The sequence below is a fragment of the Variovorax sp. TLI9-5A genome, assembly GCF_056867935.1.
Map to the genome: position 1 here is coordinate 5,790,191 of NZ_CP200310.1, position 22,746 is coordinate 5,812,936.

General features: G+C 67.7%; 21 protein-coding genes. 6 read left to right on the forward strand and 15 right to left on the reverse strand.

Annotated elements, in window-relative coordinates:
* Positions 1-7: 7 nt before the first annotated feature.
* The 4 genes from AC1VNX_RS27590 (at position 8) to AC1VNX_RS27605 (ending at position 4,446) form a co-directional block, all read left to right on the forward strand.
* Positions 8-808, forward strand: a complete 801-nt coding sequence (locus AC1VNX_RS27590; RefSeq protein WP_483160753.1) for an ABC transporter permease — start codon at positions 8-10, stop codon at positions 806-808.
* Complete coding sequence (locus AC1VNX_RS27595) at positions 798-1,862, forward strand: ABC transporter ATP-binding protein (protein ID WP_483160754.1); 1,065 nt, start codon at positions 798-800, stop codon at positions 1,860-1,862. Before AC1VNX_RS27590 ends, AC1VNX_RS27595 begins: the two co-directional genes overlap by 11 nt.
* Entirely contained in the window at positions 1,859-2,710 is an 852-nt protein-coding gene (locus AC1VNX_RS27600) for a phosphodiesterase (RefSeq protein ID WP_483160755.1), read from the forward strand. The genes AC1VNX_RS27595 and AC1VNX_RS27600 overlap by 4 nt, the downstream gene beginning before the upstream one ends.
* 74 nt (positions 2,711-2,784) lie before the next feature.
* Positions 2,785-4,446 (forward strand): Na/Pi cotransporter family protein, encoded by a 1,662-nt coding sequence (locus tag AC1VNX_RS27605; RefSeq protein WP_483160756.1) that lies wholly within the window; start codon positions 2,785-2,787, stop codon positions 4,444-4,446.
* A 15-nt stretch (positions 4,447-4,461) separates the two neighbouring features.
* Here AC1VNX_RS27605 and AC1VNX_RS27610 read toward each other — a convergent pair whose 3' ends face one another.
* The 3 genes from AC1VNX_RS27610 to AC1VNX_RS27620 form a co-directional block, all read right to left on the reverse strand.
* Positions 4,462-5,472, reverse strand: a complete 1,011-nt coding sequence (locus AC1VNX_RS27610; RefSeq protein ID WP_483160757.1) for a bile acid:sodium symporter family protein — start codon at positions 5,470-5,472, stop codon at positions 4,462-4,464.
* Between the two features lie 208 nt (positions 5,473-5,680).
* Entirely contained in the window at positions 5,681-6,082 is a 402-nt protein-coding gene (locus AC1VNX_RS27615) for a response regulator (RefSeq protein WP_483160758.1), read from the reverse strand.
* 153 nt (positions 6,083-6,235) lie between these two features.
* Positions 6,236-7,222, reverse strand: a complete 987-nt coding sequence (locus AC1VNX_RS27620) for a quinone oxidoreductase family protein (protein WP_483160759.1) — start codon at positions 7,220-7,222, stop codon at positions 6,236-6,238.
* A gap of 119 nt (positions 7,223-7,341) precedes the next feature.
* Here AC1VNX_RS27620 and AC1VNX_RS27625 point away from each other — a divergent pair, with 119 nt between their 5' ends.
* On the forward strand, positions 7,342-8,250 hold the full coding sequence (locus AC1VNX_RS27625; protein WP_483160760.1) for a DMT family transporter: 909 nt from the start codon (positions 7,342-7,344) through the stop codon (positions 8,248-8,250).
* 8 nt (positions 8,251-8,258) lie between these two features.
* Here AC1VNX_RS27625 and AC1VNX_RS27630 read toward each other — a convergent pair whose 3' ends face one another.
* The 5 genes from AC1VNX_RS27630 to AC1VNX_RS27650 all read right to left on the reverse strand — a co-directional run bounded on the left by AC1VNX_RS27630 (position 8,259) and on the right by AC1VNX_RS27650 (position 14,586).
* Positions 8,259-10,013 carry a DUF5672 family protein gene (locus AC1VNX_RS27630; protein ID WP_483160761.1) on the reverse strand — a complete coding sequence of 585 codons (1,755 nt, stop codon included), beginning with the start codon at positions 10,011-10,013 and terminating at the stop codon, positions 8,259-8,261.
* Between the two features lie 32 nt (positions 10,014-10,045).
* The gene (locus AC1VNX_RS27635; RefSeq protein ID WP_126023105.1) at positions 10,046-10,837 is read right to left on the reverse strand and encodes an SDR family oxidoreductase; all 792 of its coding nucleotides are present in this window, start codon (positions 10,835-10,837) and stop codon (positions 10,046-10,048) included.
* A 36-nt stretch (positions 10,838-10,873) separates the two neighbouring features.
* Positions 10,874-11,830 carry a DMT family transporter gene (locus tag AC1VNX_RS27640; protein ID WP_483160762.1) on the reverse strand — a complete coding sequence of 319 codons (957 nt, stop codon included), beginning with the start codon at positions 11,828-11,830 and terminating at the stop codon, positions 10,874-10,876.
* A 40-nt stretch (positions 11,831-11,870) separates the two neighbouring features.
* On the reverse strand, positions 11,871-13,484 hold the full coding sequence (locus tag AC1VNX_RS27645; protein WP_483160763.1) for a gamma-glutamyltransferase family protein: 1,614 nt from the start codon (positions 13,482-13,484) through the stop codon (positions 11,871-11,873).
* A gap of 127 nt (positions 13,485-13,611) precedes the next feature.
* On the reverse strand, positions 13,612-14,586 hold the full coding sequence (locus AC1VNX_RS27650) for a Bug family tripartite tricarboxylate transporter substrate binding protein (RefSeq protein WP_483160764.1): 975 nt from the start codon (positions 14,584-14,586) through the stop codon (positions 13,612-13,614).
* A gap of 101 nt (positions 14,587-14,687) precedes the next feature.
* On the opposite strand from AC1VNX_RS27650, the gene AC1VNX_RS27655 reads away from it, so the two are divergent.
* The gene (locus AC1VNX_RS27655; RefSeq protein WP_483160765.1) at positions 14,688-15,614 is read left to right on the forward strand and encodes a LysR family transcriptional regulator; all 927 of its coding nucleotides are present in this window, start codon (positions 14,688-14,690) and stop codon (positions 15,612-15,614) included.
* A gap of 229 nt (positions 15,615-15,843) precedes the next feature.
* Here the strand turns inward: AC1VNX_RS27655 and AC1VNX_RS27660 are convergent, their stop codons facing one another.
* From AC1VNX_RS27660 to AC1VNX_RS27690, 7 genes are all read right to left on the reverse strand, one after another.
* The gene (locus AC1VNX_RS27660) at positions 15,844-17,355 is read right to left on the reverse strand and encodes a tripartite tricarboxylate transporter permease (protein ID WP_483160766.1); all 1,512 of its coding nucleotides are present in this window, start codon (positions 17,353-17,355) and stop codon (positions 15,844-15,846) included.
* A 19-nt stretch (positions 17,356-17,374) separates the two neighbouring features.
* Positions 17,375-17,863, reverse strand: a complete 489-nt coding sequence (locus tag AC1VNX_RS27665; protein ID WP_483160767.1) for a tripartite tricarboxylate transporter TctB family protein — start codon at positions 17,861-17,863, stop codon at positions 17,375-17,377.
* Between the two features lie 136 nt (positions 17,864-17,999).
* Entirely contained in the window at positions 18,000-19,796 is a 1,797-nt protein-coding gene (gene tfpB, locus AC1VNX_RS27670; protein ID WP_483160768.1) for a type IV pilus assembly ATPase TfpB, read from the reverse strand.
* 20 nt (positions 19,797-19,816) lie between these two features.
* Positions 19,817-20,593: a class I SAM-dependent methyltransferase gene (locus AC1VNX_RS27675; protein WP_483160769.1), complete on the reverse strand. Its 777-nt coding sequence runs from the start codon at positions 20,591-20,593 to the stop codon at positions 19,817-19,819.
* A gap of 12 nt (positions 20,594-20,605) precedes the next feature.
* Positions 20,606-21,139, reverse strand: coding sequence for a DNA-deoxyinosine glycosylase (locus tag AC1VNX_RS27680; protein ID WP_301507306.1), 534 nt, complete (start codon positions 21,137-21,139; stop codon positions 20,606-20,608).
* Between the two features lie 123 nt (positions 21,140-21,262).
* A complete protein-coding gene (locus tag AC1VNX_RS27685) occupies positions 21,263-21,682 on the reverse strand; it encodes a hypothetical protein (protein WP_483160770.1) in 420 nt (139 codons plus the stop codon).
* Positions 21,683-21,814: 132 nt separating this feature from the next.
* Entirely contained in the window at positions 21,815-22,675 is an 861-nt protein-coding gene (locus AC1VNX_RS27690) for a TatD family hydrolase (RefSeq protein ID WP_483160771.1), read from the reverse strand.
* Between the last annotated feature and the right edge of the window lie 71 nt (positions 22,676-22,746).

The following is a 22,746-nucleotide window of genomic DNA, read 5'->3' on the forward strand; positions in this document are numbered from 1 at the left end:
CCGCACCATGCGCAAGAACACTCAACCGAAGGCTCCGTTCCTGTTCGCAGTGACGGTGATCGTGAGCCTCTTCATGATCGCGCCCATGCTGCTGTCGGTGATGGCCGGGCTGGTCAACAACTACAGCGCCGGACTGAAAAGCGGCCTCACGCTGCGCTGGCTGTCCGAGGTGTGGGAGAACTACGGCGGCACCGTGGGCTGGTCACTCGCGCTGGCCGTGGCCTGCGTCGCCGGCACCGTGCTGCTGGGCGTGCCCTGCGCCTACGCGCTGGCGCGCAGCCGTTCGCGCGCGGCACGCATCTTCGAGGAGCTGCTGACGCTGCCGGTCGCGGTGCCGGGGCTGGCCACGGCGCTCGCGCTGATACTCGCCTACGGCCAGCTCACGGCCTTCCGCCAGAGCTTCGCCTTCATCCTCGTGGGCCACATCGTCTTCACGCTGCCGTTCATGGTGCGTACCGTGGGCTCGGCCTTCCAGCGCGACGAGCTGCTCGCGCTCGAAGAGGCCGCGCGCTCGCTGGGCGCGAACTTCCGCCAGCGCTTCATGGGCATCCTGGTGCCCGCGGTGTTCCCGGCCATCGTGGCCGGCAGCCTGATGGTGTTCACGCTCTCGGTGGGCGAGTTCAACCTCACCTGGATGCTGCACACGCCGCTCACCCGCACGCTGCCCGTGGGCCTGGCCGACAGCTATGCCTCGATGCGCATCGAGATCGGATCGGCCTACACGCTGGTCTTCTTCGCCGTCATCCTTCCGGTGCTGTGGGGCCTGCAGTACCTTGCCAATCTCATTCAGAAGCGCCATGGAACTTGAACGAATCCCCATCGACATCGCCAACTGCGCGAAGACCTACGCCGACGGCACGCGCGGCCTGCAGCCCACCAGCCTGCGCGTGGAGGCCGGCGAGGTGCTGGCGCTGCTCGGTCCCTCGGGCTGCGGCAAGACCACGCTGCTGCGGCTGATCGCCGGGCTGGAATCTCCCGACGCGGGCAGCCGCATCGTGTTCGGCGACCAGGACGTCACGCAGCGTCCGGTGGAGCAGCGCGGCGTGGGCATGGTGTTCCAGAGCTATGCGCTCTTTCCGCAGATGACCGTGGCGGCCAACATCGGCTACGGCCTGCGCATCCGGGGCGTTTCGCCCGAGGAAGAAAAGCGCAGCGTCGGCGAGCTGGTCGACCTGGTGCGGCTGGGCGGCCTTGAGAACAAGCGCCCGTCCGAACTCTCCGGCGGCCAGCGCCAGCGCGTGGCCCTGGCGCGCGCGGTGGCCGTGCGCCCACGCGTGTTGCTGCTCGACGAGCCGCTGGCCGCGCTCGATGCCAAGCTCAAGGAATCGCTGCGCGACGAGCTGGCCGAGCTGCTGCGCCGCCTTCACATCACGGCCATCCACGTCACGCACGACCAGCAGGAAGCGCTGGCCATCGCCGACCGCCTCGCGGTGATGCGCGCGGGCCGCATCGTGCAGGTAGGCCGCGGCGAAGACCTGTATCGCGCGCCCTCGCATCCCTTCGTGGCCGAGTTCCTGGGCCGGGTCAACCGGCTGGAGCGTGGACAGGACGCCATCGCGCAGGGCGTTGTCCGACTCGGAGGAACGACCCTGCCCTGCCCGCAGGCGTGGCGCAGCCATGCAACCCTGCTGGTGCGGCCCGAGGACATCGAGGTCGGCACGCCCCAACTCGACTGGGGCGCCGCCGTTGTCGAGCGCCGCACCTTCCTCGGCGACCGGGTGCAGCTGCACCTGCGCGCGCAAGACCAGCCCATGCTGGTGGCCGACGTGGGGCGCGACAATCCTTTCGGGCCCGGCGACACGGTGGGGCTTCGCATCCAGCCCGAACGCCTGATGACGTCGCAGGAAGAAACCATCGCATGACGACAGCAGAAACCCGCAACACCATCCTGGTCCAGCTCACCGACCTGCACATCCGCGAACCGGGCAGGCTGGCCTATGGCCGCATAGACACGGCCCCGTACCTGGAGCGCGCGGTGCAGTCGGTGCTAGCCCTGCGCCAGCAGCCCGACGCGGTGGTCGTCACCGGCGACCTGACCGACTTCGGTCGCGCCGCCGAGTACGAGCACCTCGCCCGCCTGCTGGCCCCGCTGACCATGCCGGTCTACCTGATGCCCGGCAACCACGACGACCGCGACCAGCTGCGCCGCAGCTTCCCGGGCCATGCCTACCTGGGCACGGATGACGGCGGCTTCATCCAGTACTCGGTGCGCATCGGCGCCCTGCGGCTGCTCACGCTCGACACCTGCGTGCCCCGCGCCAGCCACGGCTCGCTGTGCGAGAAGCGCCTGGCCTGGCTCGAAGCGCAGCTCGACGCCTGCCGCGGCGAGCCGGTCGTCATCGCCATGCACCATCCGCCCTTCGAGACGCTGATCGGCCACATGGACGAGATCGGCCTGCTGGAGGGCGCCGAGGCGCTCGAAGCGCTGGTCTCGCGCCATCCGAACGTCGAGCGCATCATCTGCGGTCACCTGCACCGGGCCATCGACGTGCGTTTCGGCGGCACCATCGCCTCGACCTCGCCGGCGCAGGCCCACCAGGTCTGCCTCGATCTGGCGCCCAATGCCGACTCGGCCTGGACGCTGGAGCCGCCCTCGTTCCGGGTGCATGCCTGGTCCGCGCGCGGGCGCCGGCTCGTCACCCATCTGGCTGCATCGGGCAGCTTCGAGGGGCCCTACCCGTTTCACGACAACGGAGCGCTCATCGACTAGCCCTGAGCGCTCACTTGTGGAAAATGGGGTCGAAAACGAACCATAACGAAAAGAAAGGATAGAACCCGACCTCCATGAAGCACCTCCTGAATCTGCTGGCGGCAGTGGCCCTGCTGGTCTGGGGCACGCACCTGGTCCGAACCGGTGTTCTTCGCGTGTTCGGCGCCAACCTGCGCAAGATCCTCGTGCAAAGCATGCGCAACCGCTTCACGGCCGCCCTCTCGGGCATCGGCGTGACGGCGCTGGTGCAGTCGAGCACCGCCACCTCGCTCATGACCTCGTCCTTCGTCGGGCAGGGCCTGGTCACATTGCCGGCGGCACTGGCGGTGATGCGGGGCGCCGACGTGGGCACGGCGCTGATCTCGGTGCTGTTCTCGGCAGACCTTTCATGGCTCTCGCCGATGTTCATCTTCGTGGGGGTGGTGCTCTTCATCACGCGCTCGGCCACCGTGGCGGGGCGCGTCGGCCGGGTGCTGATCGGGCTGGGCCTGATGCTGCTGGCGCTGCAGCTGGTGGTGGAAGCCACCGAGCCCCTCTTCTCCTCGCCGGCCATCCGCGCGCTGCTGGCGTCGATCAACAGCGACGTGCTGCTGGAGATCACCATCGGCTCGGTGCTGGCCATCGTGGCCTATTCGAGCCTGGCGGTGGTGCTGCTGGTGGCGGCCATGGCCACCTCGAACGTGGTGCCGCTGGACGTGGCCCTCGGGCTGGTGCTCGGCGCCAACCTGGGCAGCGGCCTGCTGGCGGTGCTGACCACGGCCAAGTCGGCGGTGGCGGTACGGCAGGTGACTATCGGCAACCTGCTCTTCAAGGCGCTGGGCGTGGCCATCGTGGCGCCCTTCGTCGGCCTGTGGATCCGCTACGTGCAGCCCCAGCTGCCGAACCAGACGCACGGCGTGGTGCTGTTCCACCTGGCCTTCAACATCGTGATCAGCGTGGGCTTCATCGGCCTCACCCAGCTGGTCGCCAGGCTGGTGACGCACCTGCTGCCGCAACCTCAGCAGCCGGCCGGCACCATGCGGCCGCACCACCTGGACCCCTCGGCGCTGTCGACGCCCTCGCTCGCGATCTCGAATGCCGCGCGCGAGGCGCTGCACCAGGCCGACGTGGTCGAAACCATGCTGATCGGCACGCTGGACGTGATCCGCCACAACGACCTGCGGCTAGCACAGGAGCTGCGCCAGCTCGACGACACGGTGGACGAGCTCTACTCGGCCATCAAGTACTACATGACGCGCATCTCGCGCGAGGCGCTGGGCGAGGAGGAAAGCCGCCGCTGGACCGACATCATCAGCTTCACGATCAACATGGAGCAGATCGGCGACATCATCGAACGGGTGATCATCGACGTCGAGGACAAGAAGATCAAACCACAGCGCAACTTCTCCGAAGCCGGCATGGCCGAGATCGTCGAGCTGCACGGGCGGCTGGTGGCCAACCTGCGGCTGAGCATGAGCGTGTTCCTCAACGGCAACGTGCGCGACGCGCAGAAGCTGCTGGAGGAGAAGGCGCGCTTCCGCGACCTGGAGCGCGCCTACGCCACCACCCACCTCGACCGCCTGTCGGACCGCACCACGCTGAGCATCGAGACCAGCTCGCTGCACATCGACCTGATCAGCGACCTGAAGCGCATCAACTCGCACATCTGCTCGATCGCGTATCCGATCCTGGAGTCGGCCGGGGCGCTGGCGCCCAGCCGGCTGAGGGAATCGCGGCTGGGGAAGATCGAGGGCTGAGCGTCCTCCTGGTCGTTACTTGGCCTGCCCGGCCGTCTTCAGCACCGAAGTCCCGTCACGCCCGCGCCGCGCATAGCGCTGCGCCAGCACCGCGCAGACCATCAGCTGCATCTGGTGGAACAGCATCAGCGGCAGCACGATCGCGCCCACCGCATGCGAGGCGAAAAGCACCTTCGCCATCGGGATGCCGCTGGCCAGGCTCTTCTTGGAGCCGCAGAAGACGATGGTGATCTCGTCTTCGGTGTCGAAGCCCAGCTTGCGCGCCAGCAGGGTCGTGAGGCTCAGCGCAAGGCCGAGCACCACCGCGCACACCACCAAGAGGCCGACCAGCGCATGCGCCGGCACCTGCTTCCACAGCCCCTCGATCACGGCCGCGCTGAAGGCGGTGTACACCACCAGCAGGATCGAGCCCTGGTCCACGAACTTCAGCACCGCGGCGCGGCGCTGGATCCACTTGCCGACCAGCGGCCGCAGCAGGTGGCCCGCCGCGAAGGGCACCATCAGCTGCAGCAGGATGCGGCCGATGGAATCCAGCGAGGAGGAAGCCGCATGGCCGCCGCTGGGCAGCACCACCAGATTGACCAGCACCGGCGTGATGAACACGCCCAGCAAGGTGGAGGCCGAGGCGCTGCAGATGGCGGCGGGCATGTTGCCCCGGGCCATCGCGGTGAAGGCTATGGCCGACTGCACGGTGGCCGGCAGCACGCACAGGTACAGCACGCCGGTGTAGAGCTCCGGCGTCACCAGCGGCAGCAGGAGTGGCTTGAGCACCAGCCCGAGCACCGGGAACAGCACGAAGGTGCTGCCGAACACCAGCAGGTGCAGCCGCCAGTGCATGAGCCCGTTGACGATCGCCTCGCGCGACAGCTTGGCCCCGTGCAGGAAGAACAGCAGGCCGATGGCGACCGTGGTCAGTCCCTCGAAGAAGTGCGCGATGCGCCCGTTGGCCGGCAGCAGGCTGGCCAGCGTCACGACCGAGAGAAGCGCAAGGGTGAAGTTGTCGGGAAGAAAACGGGGGCGGGACATGTTGCAACTTGGGACGAACGCCACGCGCGTTGCAGGCGCGCAAGCCGACTCAGCAGGGGAATGTGTGATTTCCGCGCATGAATCTGGTCGCCAATTTGCGGAGCCCGGCGCGTGCTCCTCGCGCCTTCGGGGGAGATTTTCGGCCAATTCCGGTATTTGCCGCCGGAGGGCCGGCAAATGACCCGCCACAGCGCCTCACCACACGTCTTCAGTGTGCCGCGGTCGAACTGAACTGCGCCTGACGGTGGCGCAGGCAATATTCGATCAGGTCCTCGATCTCGGTGGCTTTGTCGAACACGGCATCGGCGCCCAGATGGGTGCACTTGCGCCGCATGTCGGGCGTGGCGTAGTTGCTCAGCACCACGATCTTCTGCGAGGGGCTGCGGTTGCGGCAGGCCTCCAGCACGCGAAAGCCGGTGCCGTCCTTCAGGAACAGGTCGACGATGGCCAGGTCCCACTGCGAGAGATTGCCCGCAAGCCAGCGCGACCCTTCGGCCTCGGTTTCCGCCTCGCCGACGGGCTCGACCCTCGCCACCTCTCGCAGGGTGCCCGCGAGGTTGCGGCGGATTGTGGGATTGTCTTCGACGATGAAGGTGCGAACGGGAGTCATCGGATGTTGCCTCTGAACTGTGTGCCTGCGCCTTATGCCGCCTTTGGCCTTTGCGCTGTGTTTCCACAGGCTACAAATTGCGCGTGGCACAAGTCGAAGGCATGACACCCCTGCGCCGGTAGGACAAGACCGGCGCGGCCTGCCCGCTCGGAGTCAGAGCGTGAGGATCGTGCAGCCCGTGGTCTTGCGCGCTTCCAGGTCGCGGTGCGCCTGCTGCACGTCGGCAAGCGGGTAGCGCTGGTCGATCGGGATCTTCACCGCGCCGCTGCGCACCACCGCGAACAGGTCGTCGGCCATCGCCTGCGTGCTCTCGCGCGTGGCCATGTGGGTGAAAAGCGTGGGCCGGGTGATGTAGAGCGAGCCCTTGGAGGCGAGCACGCCGAGGTTGACCGGCGGCACCGGGCCCGAGCCGTTGCCGAAGATGGCCAGCAGGCCGAACGGGCGCAGGCAGTCGATGGAGCCCTCGAAGGTGTCCTTGCCCACCGAGTCGTACACCACCTTCACACCCTTGCCGCCGGTGATCTCCTTCACGCGGGCCGCGAAGTTCTCGGTGCTGTAGTTGATGGCGTGGGCCGCGCCATGCTCCAGCGCGAGCTTGCACTTGGCGTCGCTGCCGGCCGTGCCGATCAGCTGCAGGCCCAACGCCTTGGCCCATTGGCAGGCGATGAGCCCGACGCCACCGGCCGCGGCATGGAACACGATGAAGTCGCCGGCCTGCAGGCCTTCGGCCGGCAGCGTCTTCTTCAGCAGGTACTGCGTGGTCAGGCCCTTGAGCATCATGGCCGCGCCGGTCTCGAAGGAGATGTCGTCGGGCAGCTTGCAGACGTTCTTCGCCGGCATCACGCGCAGCTCGCTGTAGGCACCGGGAGGCTGGCTGGCATAGGCGGCGCGGTCGCCGGCCTTCAGGTGAGTGACGCCCTCGCCCACCGCCTCGACCACGCCCGAGGCCTCCATGCCGAGCTGCAGCGGCATCTGGAACGGGTAGAGCCCGCTGCGCTGGTAGGTGTCGATGAAGTTCAGGCCCACGGCCTTGTGGCGGATGCGGATCTCGCCGGGGCCGGGCTCGCCGACTTCCACCTCGACGATCTTGAGTTCTTCGGGACCGCCATTGCGGTCGATACGGACGGCTTTGCTCTTCATCGTTGCGGTCTCCACGCTCTGGAAAGGAAAGAAGGGAAAACAGGAAGGGAAAGGCATCCTGCCATGTTTGAGCTTCCGGTGACGGCGCGGGGAATCATCGCCCGGTAGAGTCGGCGGCCATGCAGACACAGCCGCAGCGCCTCGCTCCCCTCACCGTTTTCCTCCTCGTCGTTCCTCCGCTGCTCTGGGCCGGCAATGCCGTGGTCGGCCGGCTGGTGCGGGAGCTGGTCTCGCCGCTCACGCTGAACTTCGTGCGCTGGGGCATCGCCTTCGTGCTGCTGCTGCCGCTGGCCGCGCAGGTGCTGCGCCGCGACAGCCCGCTGTGGGCGCACTGGAAGCACTACGCAGTGCTCGGGCTTCTGGGCATCGGCCTGTACAACGCCTTCCAGTACCTGGCGCTGCAGACCTCCACGCCCATCAACGTGACGCTGGTCGGCTCGAGCCTGCCGCTGTGGATGCTGGCGGTAGGCGCCCTCTTCTTTCGCGCGCGCGTCAGCGGCCGCGAGATCGGCGGCGCGCTGCTGTCGATGGCGGGCGTGCTGCTGGTGCTCAGCCGCGGCGAATGGCGGCAGCTGCTCGGGCTGCGGCTGGTGCCGGGCGATCTCTACATGATTTTGGGCACCATCGCCTGGGCCTTCTACAGCTGGCTGCTGGCGCGCACGCACGAGCCCACCGCCGTGCGCAAGGACTGGGCCTCGTTCCTGATGGCGCAGCTGGTGTTCGGCCTCGCGTGGTCGGGGGCGCTGGCCGCCGGCGAATGGACACTGACGCCCGCGCACATCGAGCTCGGCTGGCCGCTGATCGCTGCGATGCTGTTCATCGGCATCGGCCCGGCCGTGGTGGCGTACCGCTGCTGGGGCACCGGCGTGCAGCGCGCGGGGCCGCAGGCGGCGAGCATCTTCATGAACCTCACGCCGCTGTTCGCGGCGGTGCTGTCGGCAGCCTTCCTGCGGGAGCCGCCGCACTGGTATCACGGCGCGGCGTTCCTGCTGATCGTGGGCGGGATCGTGGTCGCTTCGCGCCGCTGAAGGGGCTCTCAGGCGAAGAGCCGCGCCAGCCCGGGCTGCTCGCGCATCCAGCGCGGCGCCTCGGCCTTGTCCACCACGCGCCAGGCATAGCCCGGGCGGTCGTAGAGATCGCGCCCCGAAGCCAGCAGCGCGGGGATGTCGATGGCATCGAGAAAGGCCTGCGAGTTGTATTCCTGGTGCGCGAAGCCCCGGATCTTGGCGCGCACCGCGTCCTCGCTCATCGCAAGGTACGAGAAGTGCCAGCCGGCATCCACCAGGATCAGCGCGGGCTGCGCGCCGCTGCGCACGCGCATGCGCAGCTGGTCGGGCGTGAGCCTGTCGAGCGATGCGCGCGTGGCCGCCACCGTCCACACCGAAGATGCCTCGGGCCCCTCGACGTTGCGGTAGTTGGCGTAGAAGTAATAGAAGGCCAGGCACAGGCCGAACACCTCGCGCCGCCGGTCGTCGCGCATCGCGCGGACGATCTCGGCGCGCGGAATCTCGTCGGCGTCCGAGATCATCACCAGGTCGTGCGGCGCTGCATCGTGCAGGCCGCGCATGACCTGGTTGCGCTGGAATTTCTCGCGTATCCAGAAGCCGGACTTCGGCGTGTCGGAATGCCAGTCGCCCACCACCGCCGTCGCATCGGCCGCCTCGTCGACCACCGGCATGTCGTGCACCGCGACGTAGCGGATGCGCGGCAGGAAGGCCGCGATGCGCGGGTCGGCGGGGTCGAAGCGCAGCGCCTTCGGCTCGCCGCTGAAGGTGCGGTCGGCCTCGACGATGACGAAGCAATCGACCACATCCGACAGCTCGTGCAGCCGCGCCGCGAGGATGTCGGCCTCGCCGTTGTAGGTGATGCAGTCGTAGACCTTGCGCGTGGACATCGCCGCCGTCGTCGCCTCGGGCTCCGGCGCGAACTCGATGCGGTAGCCGTTGCGCTCGAACATCTGCAGGATGTCGCGCTCGCCATACCAGCCATCGAGCTGAGACAGCGGAATCAGCGAACGCAGAGTGAGCGGCGACAGGCTTGCAAGCTGCCGCACCTTCGCGTGATGCCCGAAGAGCAGCATCGCGTTGTAGCCATGGTGCAGCTGCGGCCCCGCGTGCTCGATCGCGAAGCCGCGCGCCAGCTCCAGCGGCGCGAAGCGCATGCCCACGGCTTCGAGCGCGGGGCGCAGCACGCCGCTGAGCTGCACGTCCTCCAGCAGCGCGTTGTGGTCCCAGTGCATCCTGAGCGGCTCGCCGCCGACCGCATCGGGCGGCGGAATCTCCACGCGGATGTGCGGATGGTCGACCAGCGCGCGCATGAAGCGCCGGCTGCGCAGGCTGAAGCCGCCGTTCTGTATCGGCGTGACGACGTGGCCGGGCTTGCCGAGTTCGTCGGCCCATTCGAAGCGGTTGCGCCAGTAGGTGCCCTGTGGCGCGTCGATCTTCGCGAGATGGATGGGCGCGCCGATGTAGTCGCAGCCCAGGAACTCGTCGCTCCAGTTGGCGGCGTTGACGACCCAGCCGTCTTCCTGCACGACGAGCGCGAACTCGGTCTGCACCACGCGCCAGAGCGCGAACATCATGAACCAGCTGTACTCGTGGTAGTTCAGCGGCGCGATCGGCAGATGTTCGACGCCGGGCGCAAGGTCGTCCGGCGCCTTCGGACTGCACAGCAGCGCGCGGGCACCGGGCATCTGCGCCTGGCTGTGCTGCAGCGCCAGCGCCGCGCCGCGCGCGTCGGGCAGGCCGGTGACCGAGACCAGCGTTATTTTTTCGAATGATTCCCTGCTCACGATGCGCCTCCCGTCGCTCTCGTGAATCGCGCTCAGTAGGTGCCGGGGTAGGCGCCGCCGTCGGCCAGGATGTTCTGGCCGGTCATGTAGCCGGCCTGCATGCTGCACAGGAACGCGCAGATGGCACCGAACTCGGCGGGCGTGCCGAAGCGCTTGGCCGGGATGTTCTTCTTGCGGGCTTCCCACACGGTGTCGAAGTCCTGGCCCGACTTCTGCGCGGCGCCGGCCATGGTGCCCTTGAGGCGGTCGGTGTCGAAGGAGCCCGGCAGCAGGTTGTTGATGGTCACGCCCTGCGCCGCCACCGCCGTGCGGGCCACGCCGGCCACGAAGCCGGTGAGGCCGCTGCGCGCGCCGTTCGACAGGCCCAGGATGTCGATGGGCGACTTCACCGAGCTGGAAGTGATGTTCACGATGCGGCCGTAGCCGCGCCTGGCCATGCCGTCCACCGTGGCCTTGATGAGCTCGATGGGCGTGAGCATGTTGGCATCGACCGCCTTGATCCAGGCCTCGCGGTCCCAGTTGCGGAAGTCGCCGGGAGGCGGGCCGCCTGCATTGGTGACGACGATGTCGAAGTCATGGCCCAGCGCGAACACCGCGGCGCGGCCGGCCTCGGTGGTGATGTCGGCCGCCACGTGCTTGACGAAGGGGCCCGAAGCGCCAGCCGCCTCGGCCAGCTTCTTCGCGGCCGCTTCCAGCGCCTCGGCGCCGCGTGCCACGATCACCACGTTGACGCCCTCGCGCACCAGCGCCTCGGCGCAGCCGTAGCCCAGCCCCTTGCTCGCGCCGCACACCAGCGCGGTCTTGCCTGCAATACCCAGATCCATGTTCTTGCTCCAGTGAAAACAAAAGCGCCAGGGGCTTCAGCGCCCCTTGCGCGTGAAAACGAAAATGCCCGCAATCACGAGCACGGTACCCGCCGCGATCCATGGCGTGAACGGCTCGCCGAGTATGACCACCCCCATGAGGATGGTCGACAGCGGCCCGATCATGCCGGTCTGCGCCGCCATCGCGGGGCCGATGCGTTCGATGGCCATCATCACCATCAGCACCGGCACCGCCGTGCACAGTGTGGCATTGAGCACCGACAGCCAGACCACCTCCGGCGCCACCGCCATCGCCACGCTCATCGGCCGCGTCAGCACGAACTGCAATATGCACAGCACGCAGGCCACGGTGGTCGCCAGCCCCACAAGCCGCAGCGACCCCAGCCGCTTGACGAACTCGCCGCTGTAGACGAGGTAGCCCGCGTAGCTCACCGCGCTCAGGAACACCAGGAAGGCGCCCCAGGCCGCCGCGCCGCCGCCCTTGCCGCCGCCACCGGTCCAGAGTTCGTGGCCGAACACCAGCAGCACGCCGGCATAGCTCACCACCATGCCCAGCACCTGCGGGCGCGTCGGGTGGCGCCGGTAGAGCAGCCAGCCGAAGAACAGCACCAGCGTGGGGTTGAGGTAAAGAATCAGCCGCTCGAAGCTGGCCGAGATGTAGGCCAGCCCCGCAAAGTCCAGGAAGCTCGCGAGGTAGTAGCCCGAGAAGCCCAGGCCGATCACGCCGATCCAGTCGCGCCCGGTGAGCGCTGGCTTGCCGCGCCCGGCCCACCACGCCATCAGCGCGAAGAGCGGCAGCGCGAACAGCATGCGCAGCATGATGAGCGTGACCGCGTCCACGCCGTAGCGGTACGCGAGCTTGACGATGATGGCCTTGCCGCTGAACGCGATGGCGCCCAGCGTGGCCAGCACGAGGCCGGTGGCGATGCCTTTTCTGGCGGCATCGCGGGAAGATGGAGGGGAGATGCCTGCCGACGCGGCTGTCTTGTTCATCCCCCGATCATCGCGGCAAGCGCAAACCCCTGGCTTGCGCTCAGTACCCCGCGGCCACGCCGTCGCGGCGCGGGTCGCTGGCGGCCACGTAGCCTTCCACCGAGGGCTCGCCCGCGCGCCAGATGAACTGGCCGGCGCCGAAGTCCTGGTACGAGTCATTGATCACTTCCAGGTGATGGCCCAGGTCGCGCAGGCCCTGCACCGTGGCCGGGTTCATCGCGGCCTCGACATTGATCTCCAGCCCCGCGTTGAAGCGCCAGCGCGGCGCATCGCAGGCGGCCTGCGGGTTCTGCTTGTAGTCGAGCATGCGCACCAGCGTCTGCATGTGGCCCTGCGGCTGCATGTTGCCGCCCATCACGCCGAAGCTCATGACCGGCTGGCCGTCCTTGGTGAGGAAGGCCGGGATGATGGTGTGGAACGGGCGCTTGCCCGGCGCCACCACGTTAGGGCTCCCGGCCTTCAGGCTGAAACCGTGGCCGCGGTTCTGCAGGCTGATGCCGTATTCGGGCTCCACGCAGCCCGAGCCGAAGCCCATGTAGTTGCTCTGGATGAAGCTCACCATCATGCCGCTCTCGTCGGCGGCCGTGAGGTAGATGGTTCCGCCCTTCACCGGGTTGCCGGCCTTGAAGTCCTGCGCCTTCTTCAGGTCGATGAGGCGCGCGCGCGAGGCAAGGTAGGCGTCGTCGAGCATCTGCTCGGTCGTCACCTCCATGGTCTTTCGCTCCGACACGTAGCGGTACACGTCGGCAAAGGCCAGCTTCATGGCCTCGATCTGCAGATGCTGCGACTGCACCGAGTCGACCGGCAGAGAGGCGATGTCGAACTTCTCCAGGATGCCCAGCGCGATCAGCGCCGCGATGCCCTGGCCGTTCGGCGGGATCTCGTGCAGCGTGTGGCCGCGGTAGTCGCGCGAGATCGGCTTGACCCACTCGGGCTGGTAGGCCGCGAGGTCGGCCACGGTGAGCGCACCGCCGTGCGCGGCGGAGAACTTCGCGAGCGCCTCGGCGATCTCGCCGTTGTAGTAGGCCTCGCCCTTGGTGCGGGCGATGGCCTTGAGAGCGCGCGCAGCGGCCGTGAAGCGGAACATGTCGCCCACCTCGGGCGCACGGCCCCAGGGCAGGAAGGTCTGTGCGAAGCCGGGCTGCGACTGCAGGATCGGCGTGGCCGCGGCCCACTTGCCCTGCACCACCGGCGGCACCAGGTAGCCGCGCTCGGCGATGTCGATGGCCGGCGCCAGCAGGTCGGCGAAGGGCAGCTTGCCGAAACGCTCGCTCAGAGCCACCCAGCCGCGCACCGCGCCCGGCACGGTGACCGAGTCGATGCCGCGCATGGGCGGATTGGCGGCATCGGCACCGTACTTGGCCTTGAAGTACTCGGGCGTCCAGGCCTTGGGCGCCGGGCCCGAGGCGTTGAGGCCGTGCAGTTCCTTGCCGTCCCACAGGATGCAGAAGGCGTCGCTGCCCAGGCCGTTGCTCACCGGCTCGACCAGGGTCATCACGGCAGCGGTGGCGATGGCCGCGTCGACCGCGTTGCCGCCCTGCTGCAGGATGCGCAACCCGGCCTGCGAGGCCAGCGGGTGCGAGGTCGAGACCACGTTGCGCGCGAAAATCGGGATGCGTGTGGAGAGGTACGGGTTGGTGTAGTCAAACTTCATGACGTGCCTTCAAAGATGACTTGAACAATCGGGAACACCGCGGAACCAGCTTCGCCGGGCCGCAGGTGTTGCCCCCGGAAGGGGGTTGGCGAAGCGAACGAAGTTCGCGCAGCCTGGGGGAGAGCCATCACTCGTTGGTGATCTTGCGGTCGATGACGATCTTTTTCCATTTGGCTGCATCGGTGGCGACCATCTTCGCGAACTGGTCCGGCGTGCCCGGCACGGCGGGCTCGATGCCCAGGCGCGCGAGCTTTTCCTTGACCTCGGGGTCGGCCAGCGCGTCGTTGGCGGCCTTGTTGATCTTCGCGACGATGTCCGCCGGCAGGTTCTTCGGGCCGTAGAAGCCGAACCAGGTGTTCGACTCGTAGCCGGGCAGCGTGTCGGCGATGGGCGGCAGTTCGGGCGCCAGCGGGCTGCGCTTGAGCGAAGTGACGCCCAGCGCGCGCAGGCGGCCGTCGCGCACGTGCGGCATGCCGGTGGGCAGCGAGTCGAACAGCACGTCGACCTTGCCGCTGATCAGGTCGGGAATGGCCAGCGCCGTGCCCTTGTACGGAATGTGCGTGACGAACACGCCGGCCTGCGCCTTGAAGAGCTCCGCCGTGAGCTGCACGATGGTGCCGTTGCCGCTCGATGCGTAGTTGAGCTTGCCGGGGTTCTTCTTCGCGTAGTCGATCCACTCGCGCACCGTCTTCGCGGGCGAATTGACCGGCACCAGCATGATGCTGGCGGCATCGCCAACGTGCGCGATGGGCGTGAAGTCGCGCACCGTGTCGTAGGGCAGCTTGCTGATGGCGGGGCCGATGGAGTGCGTGCTGGTGGTGGCCAGCAGGATGGTGTAGCCGTCGGGCGCGGCCTTGGCGGCCTGGTCGGAGCCGATCGCGCCGCCAGCGCCCGGTTTGTTGTCGACCACCAGCGTGGTACCCAGCTTGTCGCCCATCTTCTGCCCCAGCGTGCGGGCGAAAAGGTCGGTGGCACCCGCCGCCGGGAACGGAACGATCAGCCGGATCGGCTTGTTCGGATAGCCCTGCGCCAGGCTGGCGGACGAGGCGGCCATGCCGAGCAGCGCGACGGCGAACACCTGGAGGAACTGGAGGCGTTTCATTTGCGGGAAAGAATTCTGTGCCAGTGGATGGGACAAGCATGCTATGCAGCGCTGGCGCATCAAGCCAGATAATTCGGCTTATTCAACTATCAACACGGTTTATGACACGAGCCCCCGCCGAAGAAATCTCGCTGCAGCAGCTGCGGGCGCTGGCGGCGGTGGCCGAAACCGGCAGCTTCACGCTGGCCGCCGAGGCCCTGCAGCTCACACAGCCCGCAATCAGCCACCTGATCAAGCGGCTCGAGGAAGAACTGGCGCAGCCGCTGGTGGTGCGCGGGCGCCGCATCCGCATGACCAACGCGGGCCAGATGATGGTCGACACCGCCGTGCGCGCGCTGCGGCTCATCGACGATTCGGTCGGCGCCTGCCGCTCGCAGTCGCAGCTGCGCGAGGGTCGCATCGTGCTCGCGGTGGGCCACCTGACCGCGGGCGCCCTGCTGCCGCCGCTGCTGGGCCGCTTCTCGCAGAAGCACCCGACGCTCGCGGCCACGCTGCTCGACAGCACGGCCGAGCAGATGATCTCGCGCGTGCTCTCGCAGGAGGCCGACCTGGGCTTCGGCTCGGACATCGGCCAGAAGCATTCCGAGCTGGCGACCGAGCCTCTCTTCACCGAGCGGATGGCCCTCTTCGTGCGCGACGACCATCCGCTGGCGCAGCATGAATCGGTCGAGGCCAGGCACCTGGAAAACCAGCCCTTCATCCACGTCAACCCCGACGCCAACGTGTGGCGCGCCGTGAGCCGCCAACTGGCGAGCGTGGCCAACGTGTATCCGCAGGTGGTGCATCACGTCTCGATGCTGTCGACCGCCTTCGGCCTCATTCAGGCCGGCGCGGGCGTGGCGCTGGCGCCGCGCTATGTGGAAGTGCTGATGCCCGGCAACCTGCGCGCCGTGGGCGTGACGCGCCCTGTGCTGGAGTACCCGGTGGTCGCCATCCGCCTCGCCAAGCATCCGCTGAGCCCGGCCGCGATGGCCTTCCTGGCGATGGCGCGGCAGCACATGAAGCCGCCGCGCGCGCAGAAGCCCTGAAAAAGAAACGGCGCCCGAAGGGGCGCCGTCTTCGTGAAACACCGCGGAACCGGCTTCGCCGGGCCGCAGGTGTTGCCCCCGGAAGGGGGTTGGCGCAGCGACACGAAGTGCGCGAAGCCTGGGGGCGAATCTGGTCTCCGCGGAACCGGCTTCGCCGGGCCGCAGGTGTTGCCCCCGGAAGGGGGAAGGCGCGCGCGCGACACGAAGTGCGCGCAGCCTGGGGGCGAACTCAATCCTCGACGAAGGCTTCCTCGCGCTTCGACTTCACGGCCGGCAACAACACGATGATCAGCAGCAATGCAGCTGCAGCCAGCAGGCTCGCCGAGATCGGGCGCGTGACGAACACGCTCCAGTCGCCACGCGACAGCAGCAGCGAGCGGCGCAGGTTCTCTTCCATCATCGGGCCCAGGATGAAGCCCAGCAGCAGCGGCGCAGGCTCGCAACCCAGCTTGAAGAAGGTGTAGCCCACCAGACCGAAGATGCCCACCATCCAGATGTCGAAGGTGTTGTTGTTGGTCGAGTAGACGCCGATCGCACAGAACAGCACGATCGCCGGGAACAGGTACTTGTAGGGCACCGACAGCAGCTTGATCCACATGCCGATCAGCGGCAGGTTCAGGATGATCAGCATCGCGTTGCCCAGCCACATCGAGGCGATCAGGCCCCAGAACAGCTCGGGGTTGCTGGTCATCACCTGCGGGCCCGGCTGGATGTTGTGGATGGTCATCGCGCCCACCATCAGCGCCATCACCGCGTTGGGAGGAATACCCAGCGTCAGCAGCGGGATGAAGGAGGTCTGCGCACCGGCGTTGTTGGCCGACTCGGGAGCCGCCACGCCGCGGATGTTGCCCTTGCCGAAGGGCACTTCGCCCGGCTTCAGCTTGGTCTTCTTCTCGATCGTGTAGGCAGCGAAGGCAGCCAGCAGCGCGCCGCCGCCCGGCAGGATACCCAGCGCCGAACCCAGCGCGGTGCCACGCAGTACGGCGGGAACCATGCGCTTGAAGTCCTCCTTGGTCGGGAACAGGCCCGAGACCTTGGCGGTGAACACTTCACGCTCGTCGTCGGGGCGCGAGAGGTTGGCGATGATTTCGCCATAGCCGAACACGCCCATGGCGATGGCCACGAAACCGATGCCGTCGGTCAGTTCGGGAATGTCGAAGCTGTAGCGCGCCACGCCCGAATTCACGTCGGTGCCGACCAGACCCATCAGCAGGCCCAGCACGATCATCGCGATGGCCTTGAGCAGCGAGCCCGAAGCCAGCACCACGGCGCCGATCAGGCCCAGGATCATCAGCGAGAAGTACTCGGCAGGGCCGAACTTGAAGGCCAGCTCGGTCAGCGGCGGAGCGAAGGCGGCCAGGATCAGCGTACCGACGCAGCCCGCGAAGAACGAGCCCAGGCCGGCAGCGGCGAGCGCCGGGCCCGCACGGCCCTTGCGCGCCATCTGGTAGCCGTCGATCACTGTCACCACCGATGAAGACTCACCGGGCAGGTTGACCAGAATCGCGGTGGTCGAGCCGCCGTACTGGGCGCCGTAATAGATACCGGCCAGCATGATCAGCGCCGACACGGGCGGCAGCGCGTAGGTGGCGGGCAGCAGCATCGCGATGGTCGCGACCGGGCCGATGCCGGGCAGCACGCCGATCAGCGTGCCCAGGATGCAGCCGATCAGGCAATACAGCAGGTTGGTGAAGGTAAAGGCGACGCCAAAACCGACGGAAAGGTTGTGGATCAGGTCCATGGTGGTATCGGCTTTCGTCTCAACCGGTGATGAAGGTCGGCCAGACCTGGATCTGGAGCTTGAGCGCCCAGATGAAGGCGACGTAGCTGCCGACGGCCAGCACGGTGGCCAGAGCCAGCACGCTGGGCAGCTTGAACTCGTGGCCCGCGAGGCTGGAGATGATCACCAGCGCGTAGATGGCGATGATCATGCCCATGGCCGGAATGCCAAGGCTGGGCAGGCCGCCGAGCAGGATGCCGAAGGCGAGGTTGGCGCCGAGGATGAACACCACCTGCTTCCAGGCCCACTTGCCGATCTTCTCGCCGTCGGTGGTCTCGACGCTGAGCCCGGTGAACATGATCCCGAGGCCGATGAGGGCCATCAGGATGCCGAGCATCAACGGGAAGTAACCCGGTCCCATCCGGGCTCCGGTGCCCACGGTGTAGGTGGTGGCGCCCCATGCGAACGCCACACCCACCACCGTGAACATCAGACCCGAGAAAAAGTCTTTCTGACTCTTGATCTTCACGAACAGTCTCCTCGAACAAATTTCGATGCGGGATTGTCCAGTCAGCTTCCGGTCAGGCCGATGTGGATTCCACTAACCAAAGTCTTAGGGATAACCCGGGAGTATTCATCGCCTCCCGGGTGGCTGGGAACAGGCCCTACTCCAGCGGCGGCGTGGCGCTCAGCACCTCTTCGATGGTCGTCACGCCCTCGGCCACGCGCAGCGCGCCGGCCAGCCGCAGCGGCCGCATGCCGTCGATCACGGCCTGGCGGCGCAGCCCGGCGAGGTTGGGCTCCTTCGTGACCTGGCTCTTGAACGGCTCGCTGACACTCAGCAGTTCGTAGAGCCCCATGCGGCCCATGTAGCCGGTCATGCGGCAGTCGACGCAGCCCACCGGCTTGTAGGCGCGCACCGAGCCCGTGATCTGCCAGGGCTTGACGATGGCCTCCAGCTTCTCGCGGTTGACGGTGTCGTCCGGCTGCTTGCAGTTGGGGCACAGCGTGCGCACGAGGCGCTGGGCGAGCACGCCCAGCATCACGGCGTTGATGAGGTACGAGGGCACGCCCAGCTCCATCAGCCGCGTGATGGCGCTCGGCGCGTCGTTGGTGTGCAGCGTGCTGAACACGAGGTGCCCGGTGAGCGCGGCCTGCACCGCCATCTCGGCGGTGGCCAGGTCGCGGATTTCGCCGACCATGATGATGTCCGGGTCCTGCCGCATCAGTGCGCGCAGGCCCTCGGTGAAGCCGAAGTCGAGCTGCGGCTGCACCTGCGTCTGGTTGAAGGAGGTCTCGATCATTTCGATCGGGTCCTCCACCGTGCTCACGTTGACCTCCTCGGTCGCCACGCGCTTGAGCGTGGAGTACAGCGTGGTGGTCTTGCCCGAGCCCGTGGGCCCGGTCACCAGGATGATGCCGTTGGGCCGCGTGACCAGCTGCTCCCAGCGCTGCGCGTCGTGCTGCGCGAAGCCCAGCGCGTCGAGGTCCTTCACCGCGGTGTCGGGGTCGAAGATGCGCATCACCATCTTCTCGCCGAAGGCGGTCGGCAGGGTCGACAGGCGCATTTCGACTTCGTCGCCGCGCATGTTGCGGGTCTTGATGCGGCCATCGAGCGGACGGCGCTTCTCGACCACGTCCATGCGGCCCAGCAGCTTGATGCGCGCGACCATCGCGTTCATCACGCCCATGGGCATCTGGTAGGCGGGATGCAGGATGCCGTCGATGCGGAAGCGGATCACGCCCTGCTCGCGGCGCGGCTCCAGGTGGATGTCGCTGGCGCGCTGGTCGAAGGCGTACTGCCACAGCCAGTCGACCACCTGCACCACGCTCTGGTCGTTGGCATCGAGCTGCTTGTTGCTCTTGCCGAGCTCCACCAGCTGCTCGAAGCTCGCGCTGGCGGTGTTGCCGCCGGCCTTCTGCGCGGCGCGCACCGACTTCGCGAGCGCGAAGAACTCGGCCGTGTAGCGCTGGATGTCGGCCGGGTTGGCGACCACGCGCCGCACCGAGCGCCGCGCCTGCCGCTCCACTTCGGCGATCCAGTCGGTGAGGAAGGGCTCGGCCGTGGCCACCACCACCTCGTTGGGCAGCACCTGTACCGGCAGCACCTTGTGGCGCTCGGCGTATGCCGCGCTCATGGTGTCGGCCACCTTGCCCACGTCGACCTTGAGCGGATCGATGCGCAGATAGGAGAGCCCCGCGCGGCCCGCAAGCCATTGCGTGAGCATTTCGAGGTCGAGCGGCTTGTTGTCGCTCTCGCGCGTCATCGCGACGTTGGCCAGGCGCACCAGCGGGGCCTGGCGGCTCTCGGCCTGCGCGCAGCGGGCGATGGTGCGCTTGGCCTCGACCGGGGAAATCACGCCGTCGGAGGCGAGCCATTCGATCAGGCGCCGCAGGTCGAGAGGGCCTTCGTGGCGCGCGGCCAGCGGGGCGGGGGCGGAAGCAGCGGGTACAGCGCTCATGTGCCGTCTGTTGTTCGGGTTCAGGTTCGGGTGAGTGTCGGATTCTGCGGCTTGAAGACCCGCTGCCATTTCGGCGCGGGCAAACCCCAGCGAGTCTGGATCGTTTGGGCGCGCTCGGCAAGCGCCTCGCGCTTCGGGCGGCTCGGCGTGCGCTGCGCGAGCACCACCGTGTTGCCTTCGCGCGTCGGCTTGAAGGCCCAGACGGCGTCGGCACCGAAGGCGGCGGAGATTTTCTCGAGGCTGCGCTCGTAGCTCGACGAGCGGCCGAAGAGGTTGACCGTCATGCAGCCGTCCTCCGTGAGCAGCGCGCGGCAGTCGGCATAGAAGTCTTCGCTGTCGAGCACGGGCGCGGCGGCCTCGTGGTCGTACAGGTCGACCTGCAGCGCGTCGACCGTGCCGTGCCACTCGGGCTTGCGGATCTCGGCGGCGGCATCGGCGATCACCACGCGCAGCTTCGGGTCGTCCGGCGGGAGCTTGAACCATCCGCGGCACGCCGACACCACCTGCGGATTGAGCTCGATCGCGGTGGTGCGCATGCGCAGGATCTTGCGGCTGAACTTGGTGAGCGTGGCCGCGCCCAGGCCGAGCTGCATGGCATGGCGGCCGGCCACGGTCTTGCCGTCGACGAAGAGCAGCCAGGCCATCATGCGCTGCACGTACTCGAGCTCGATCTCGAAGGGCGCATCGAGCTTCATGGAGCCCTGGACCCATTCGGTGCCGAGGTGCAGGTAGCGGATGTCGCCCCAGTCGGAGAAATTGACTTCAGGGAGGGAAACAGGAGTTTTGCTCGATGCCATCGATGCGGCCGGTCAGGCGACTAGTTGGTGGGCGGCCAGGACCTCGCGCCAGGCCGCGAGCTTGCGCTCGAAGCTCCACGACGCATTGGCGGGGCTGGTGGAAGGCAGCTGGTAGACCGGCACGCCCAGCGTGCGCGTGTGGCGCGCATGCTTGAAGCTCTCGCCGCCGTTGTGCGCGATGGCCGCAAGCTTCGGCAGGTGCAGCCCGGCGATGTCGTTCGCCACGGGCGCGCGGATCGCCGAGTCGAGGCTGCCCTCGCGCTCGCAGGACGCATACACGTCCCACACGCCCAAGCCGCGGTCGAGCAGCCACTGGCAGCGCGGCCCATAGCTGTCGGCGCCCGAAGGCTGGGGAATGTCGGGCCACACGGCTTGCAGGATCTTCCAGAACTGGTTTTGGGGGTGTGCATAGTACTGCTGCCGCTCGAGCGACTTCACTCCCGGAAAGCTGCCGAGGATCAGCACGGCGGTGGCCGGCGACACGATGGGCGCGAGCCCCGTGAGCAGCGGGCTCGCGGCGGCCATGGATGCGGCGGGAGGATTCATGGGCGGCAATCGTGCCACTGTCGCGCGCGTGCTTTCGCCGCCCATGAAAAAACCCGCCGAAGCGGGTTCTTTCGCGAAGCCCGGAAGGGCTGCGCAACAGGTCCGGAACCAGTCCGGAACTGTTTACTTCTTGGCGGCTTCGTTCTCGGCCGTGCCGGGAATCTTCTCGCCGATGGCCTTGCCGGTGGAGCGCATGCCGTCGGCCGTCTTGTGGCCGGCATTCTCGACGGCCTCGCCAGTCTTGGAGGCTGCGTTCTTGGTGGCGTTGGTCGCCTTCTTGGTGGTGCGCTTGGTCGCGTTCCAGGCCTTCTTGGAGCCGCGCTCGGTCGCGTTCACGGCCTTCTTGGTGGTGCTCTTGGTGGCGTCCCACGCCTTCTCCGCGCCGCGCTCGGTGGCGTTCACCGCATCCTTGCCGGCTTCCTTCACCTTTTCGGTGGTGGATGGCTCGGTGGTGGCGGCGGTCTGCGCGACGGCCGACAGGCCGATGGATGCCAGCGCCAGGGCGACGACGACGGGAACGGTACGAACAAAGGACTTGGTCATGGATAGGCTCCTTTTTTGAGTGAAATATTTGAGTGACGGATGTGCCACTGCACAACCAACGCCACTTCGAACTTCAAGGATGACAGCAAAAAGGGGCCCTTGGCGCGCCTGGACGCAACTCGGGGCATCGGCCTACGCGAGGGGTTTCCGGCCATCCGACACGGACAGCAGACTTTGGAGCTTCGGCAGCGCCGCGACCGCGTTGCGAGTGGTCGCTTCGGCCAGCGCGTCGATGCCGATGCCCTGCAGCTGTGCCACCACTTCGGCGATGCGCGGCAGCTCTGCCGGCTCGTTGCGCCCCTGCGGCTCGCCGGCATCGCGCTGGGCCTGCGTGCGGTAGATCCAGTGCGGCTGGATGTCTGGCGCGTCGGTCTCCATCACGATCGACTCCATCGGCAGCGTCGATGCCAGGCGCCGGAGCTGCAGGGCGCGCTCGAAGGTCACCGCGCCGCCGAAGCCGAGCTTGAGCCCGAGCTCGATGCACGCGCCGGCCTGCTGCTCGCTGCCGTTGAACGCATGGGCGATGCCCTGCCACGGCCGGCCGCCCGCCGTCTGCCGCAGATGCTTGAGCACCTTGTCGACCGAGCGCCGCACGTGGATGAGCACGGGTAACCCATGTTTGCGTGCCAGTTGCAACTGAGTGTGAAAAAAACGCTCCTGCTTTTCACCGTCCAGCCCCTCGACGAAGTAATCCAGGCCGATCTCGCCGACCGCCACCAGCCTCGGGTCGTCACGCCGCGCGCCCAGTTCGGCATCGAGGGCCTGGAGGTCTTCGTCCTTCGCCTCTCCGGTGCACAGCGGGTGTATTCCGAGCGCGTAGGCATCGCCCTGCGCGTGGGCCAGCTCGCGCACAGTGGCGAAGTTGAAGGCGGCCACCGCCGGGATCACGCACATCGTCACCCCCCGCTCGGCGGCGCGGGCGCGCAGCGCCGGCATCTCCGCACCGAATTCGGGCGCGTCCAGATGACAGTGGGTATCGACGAAGGTAGGCATCGCGCGATGATGCCCGATGGGATGCGCCGGCGCGGAAAGCGTGCTACTGTGAACTCCTCTACACGCGATCG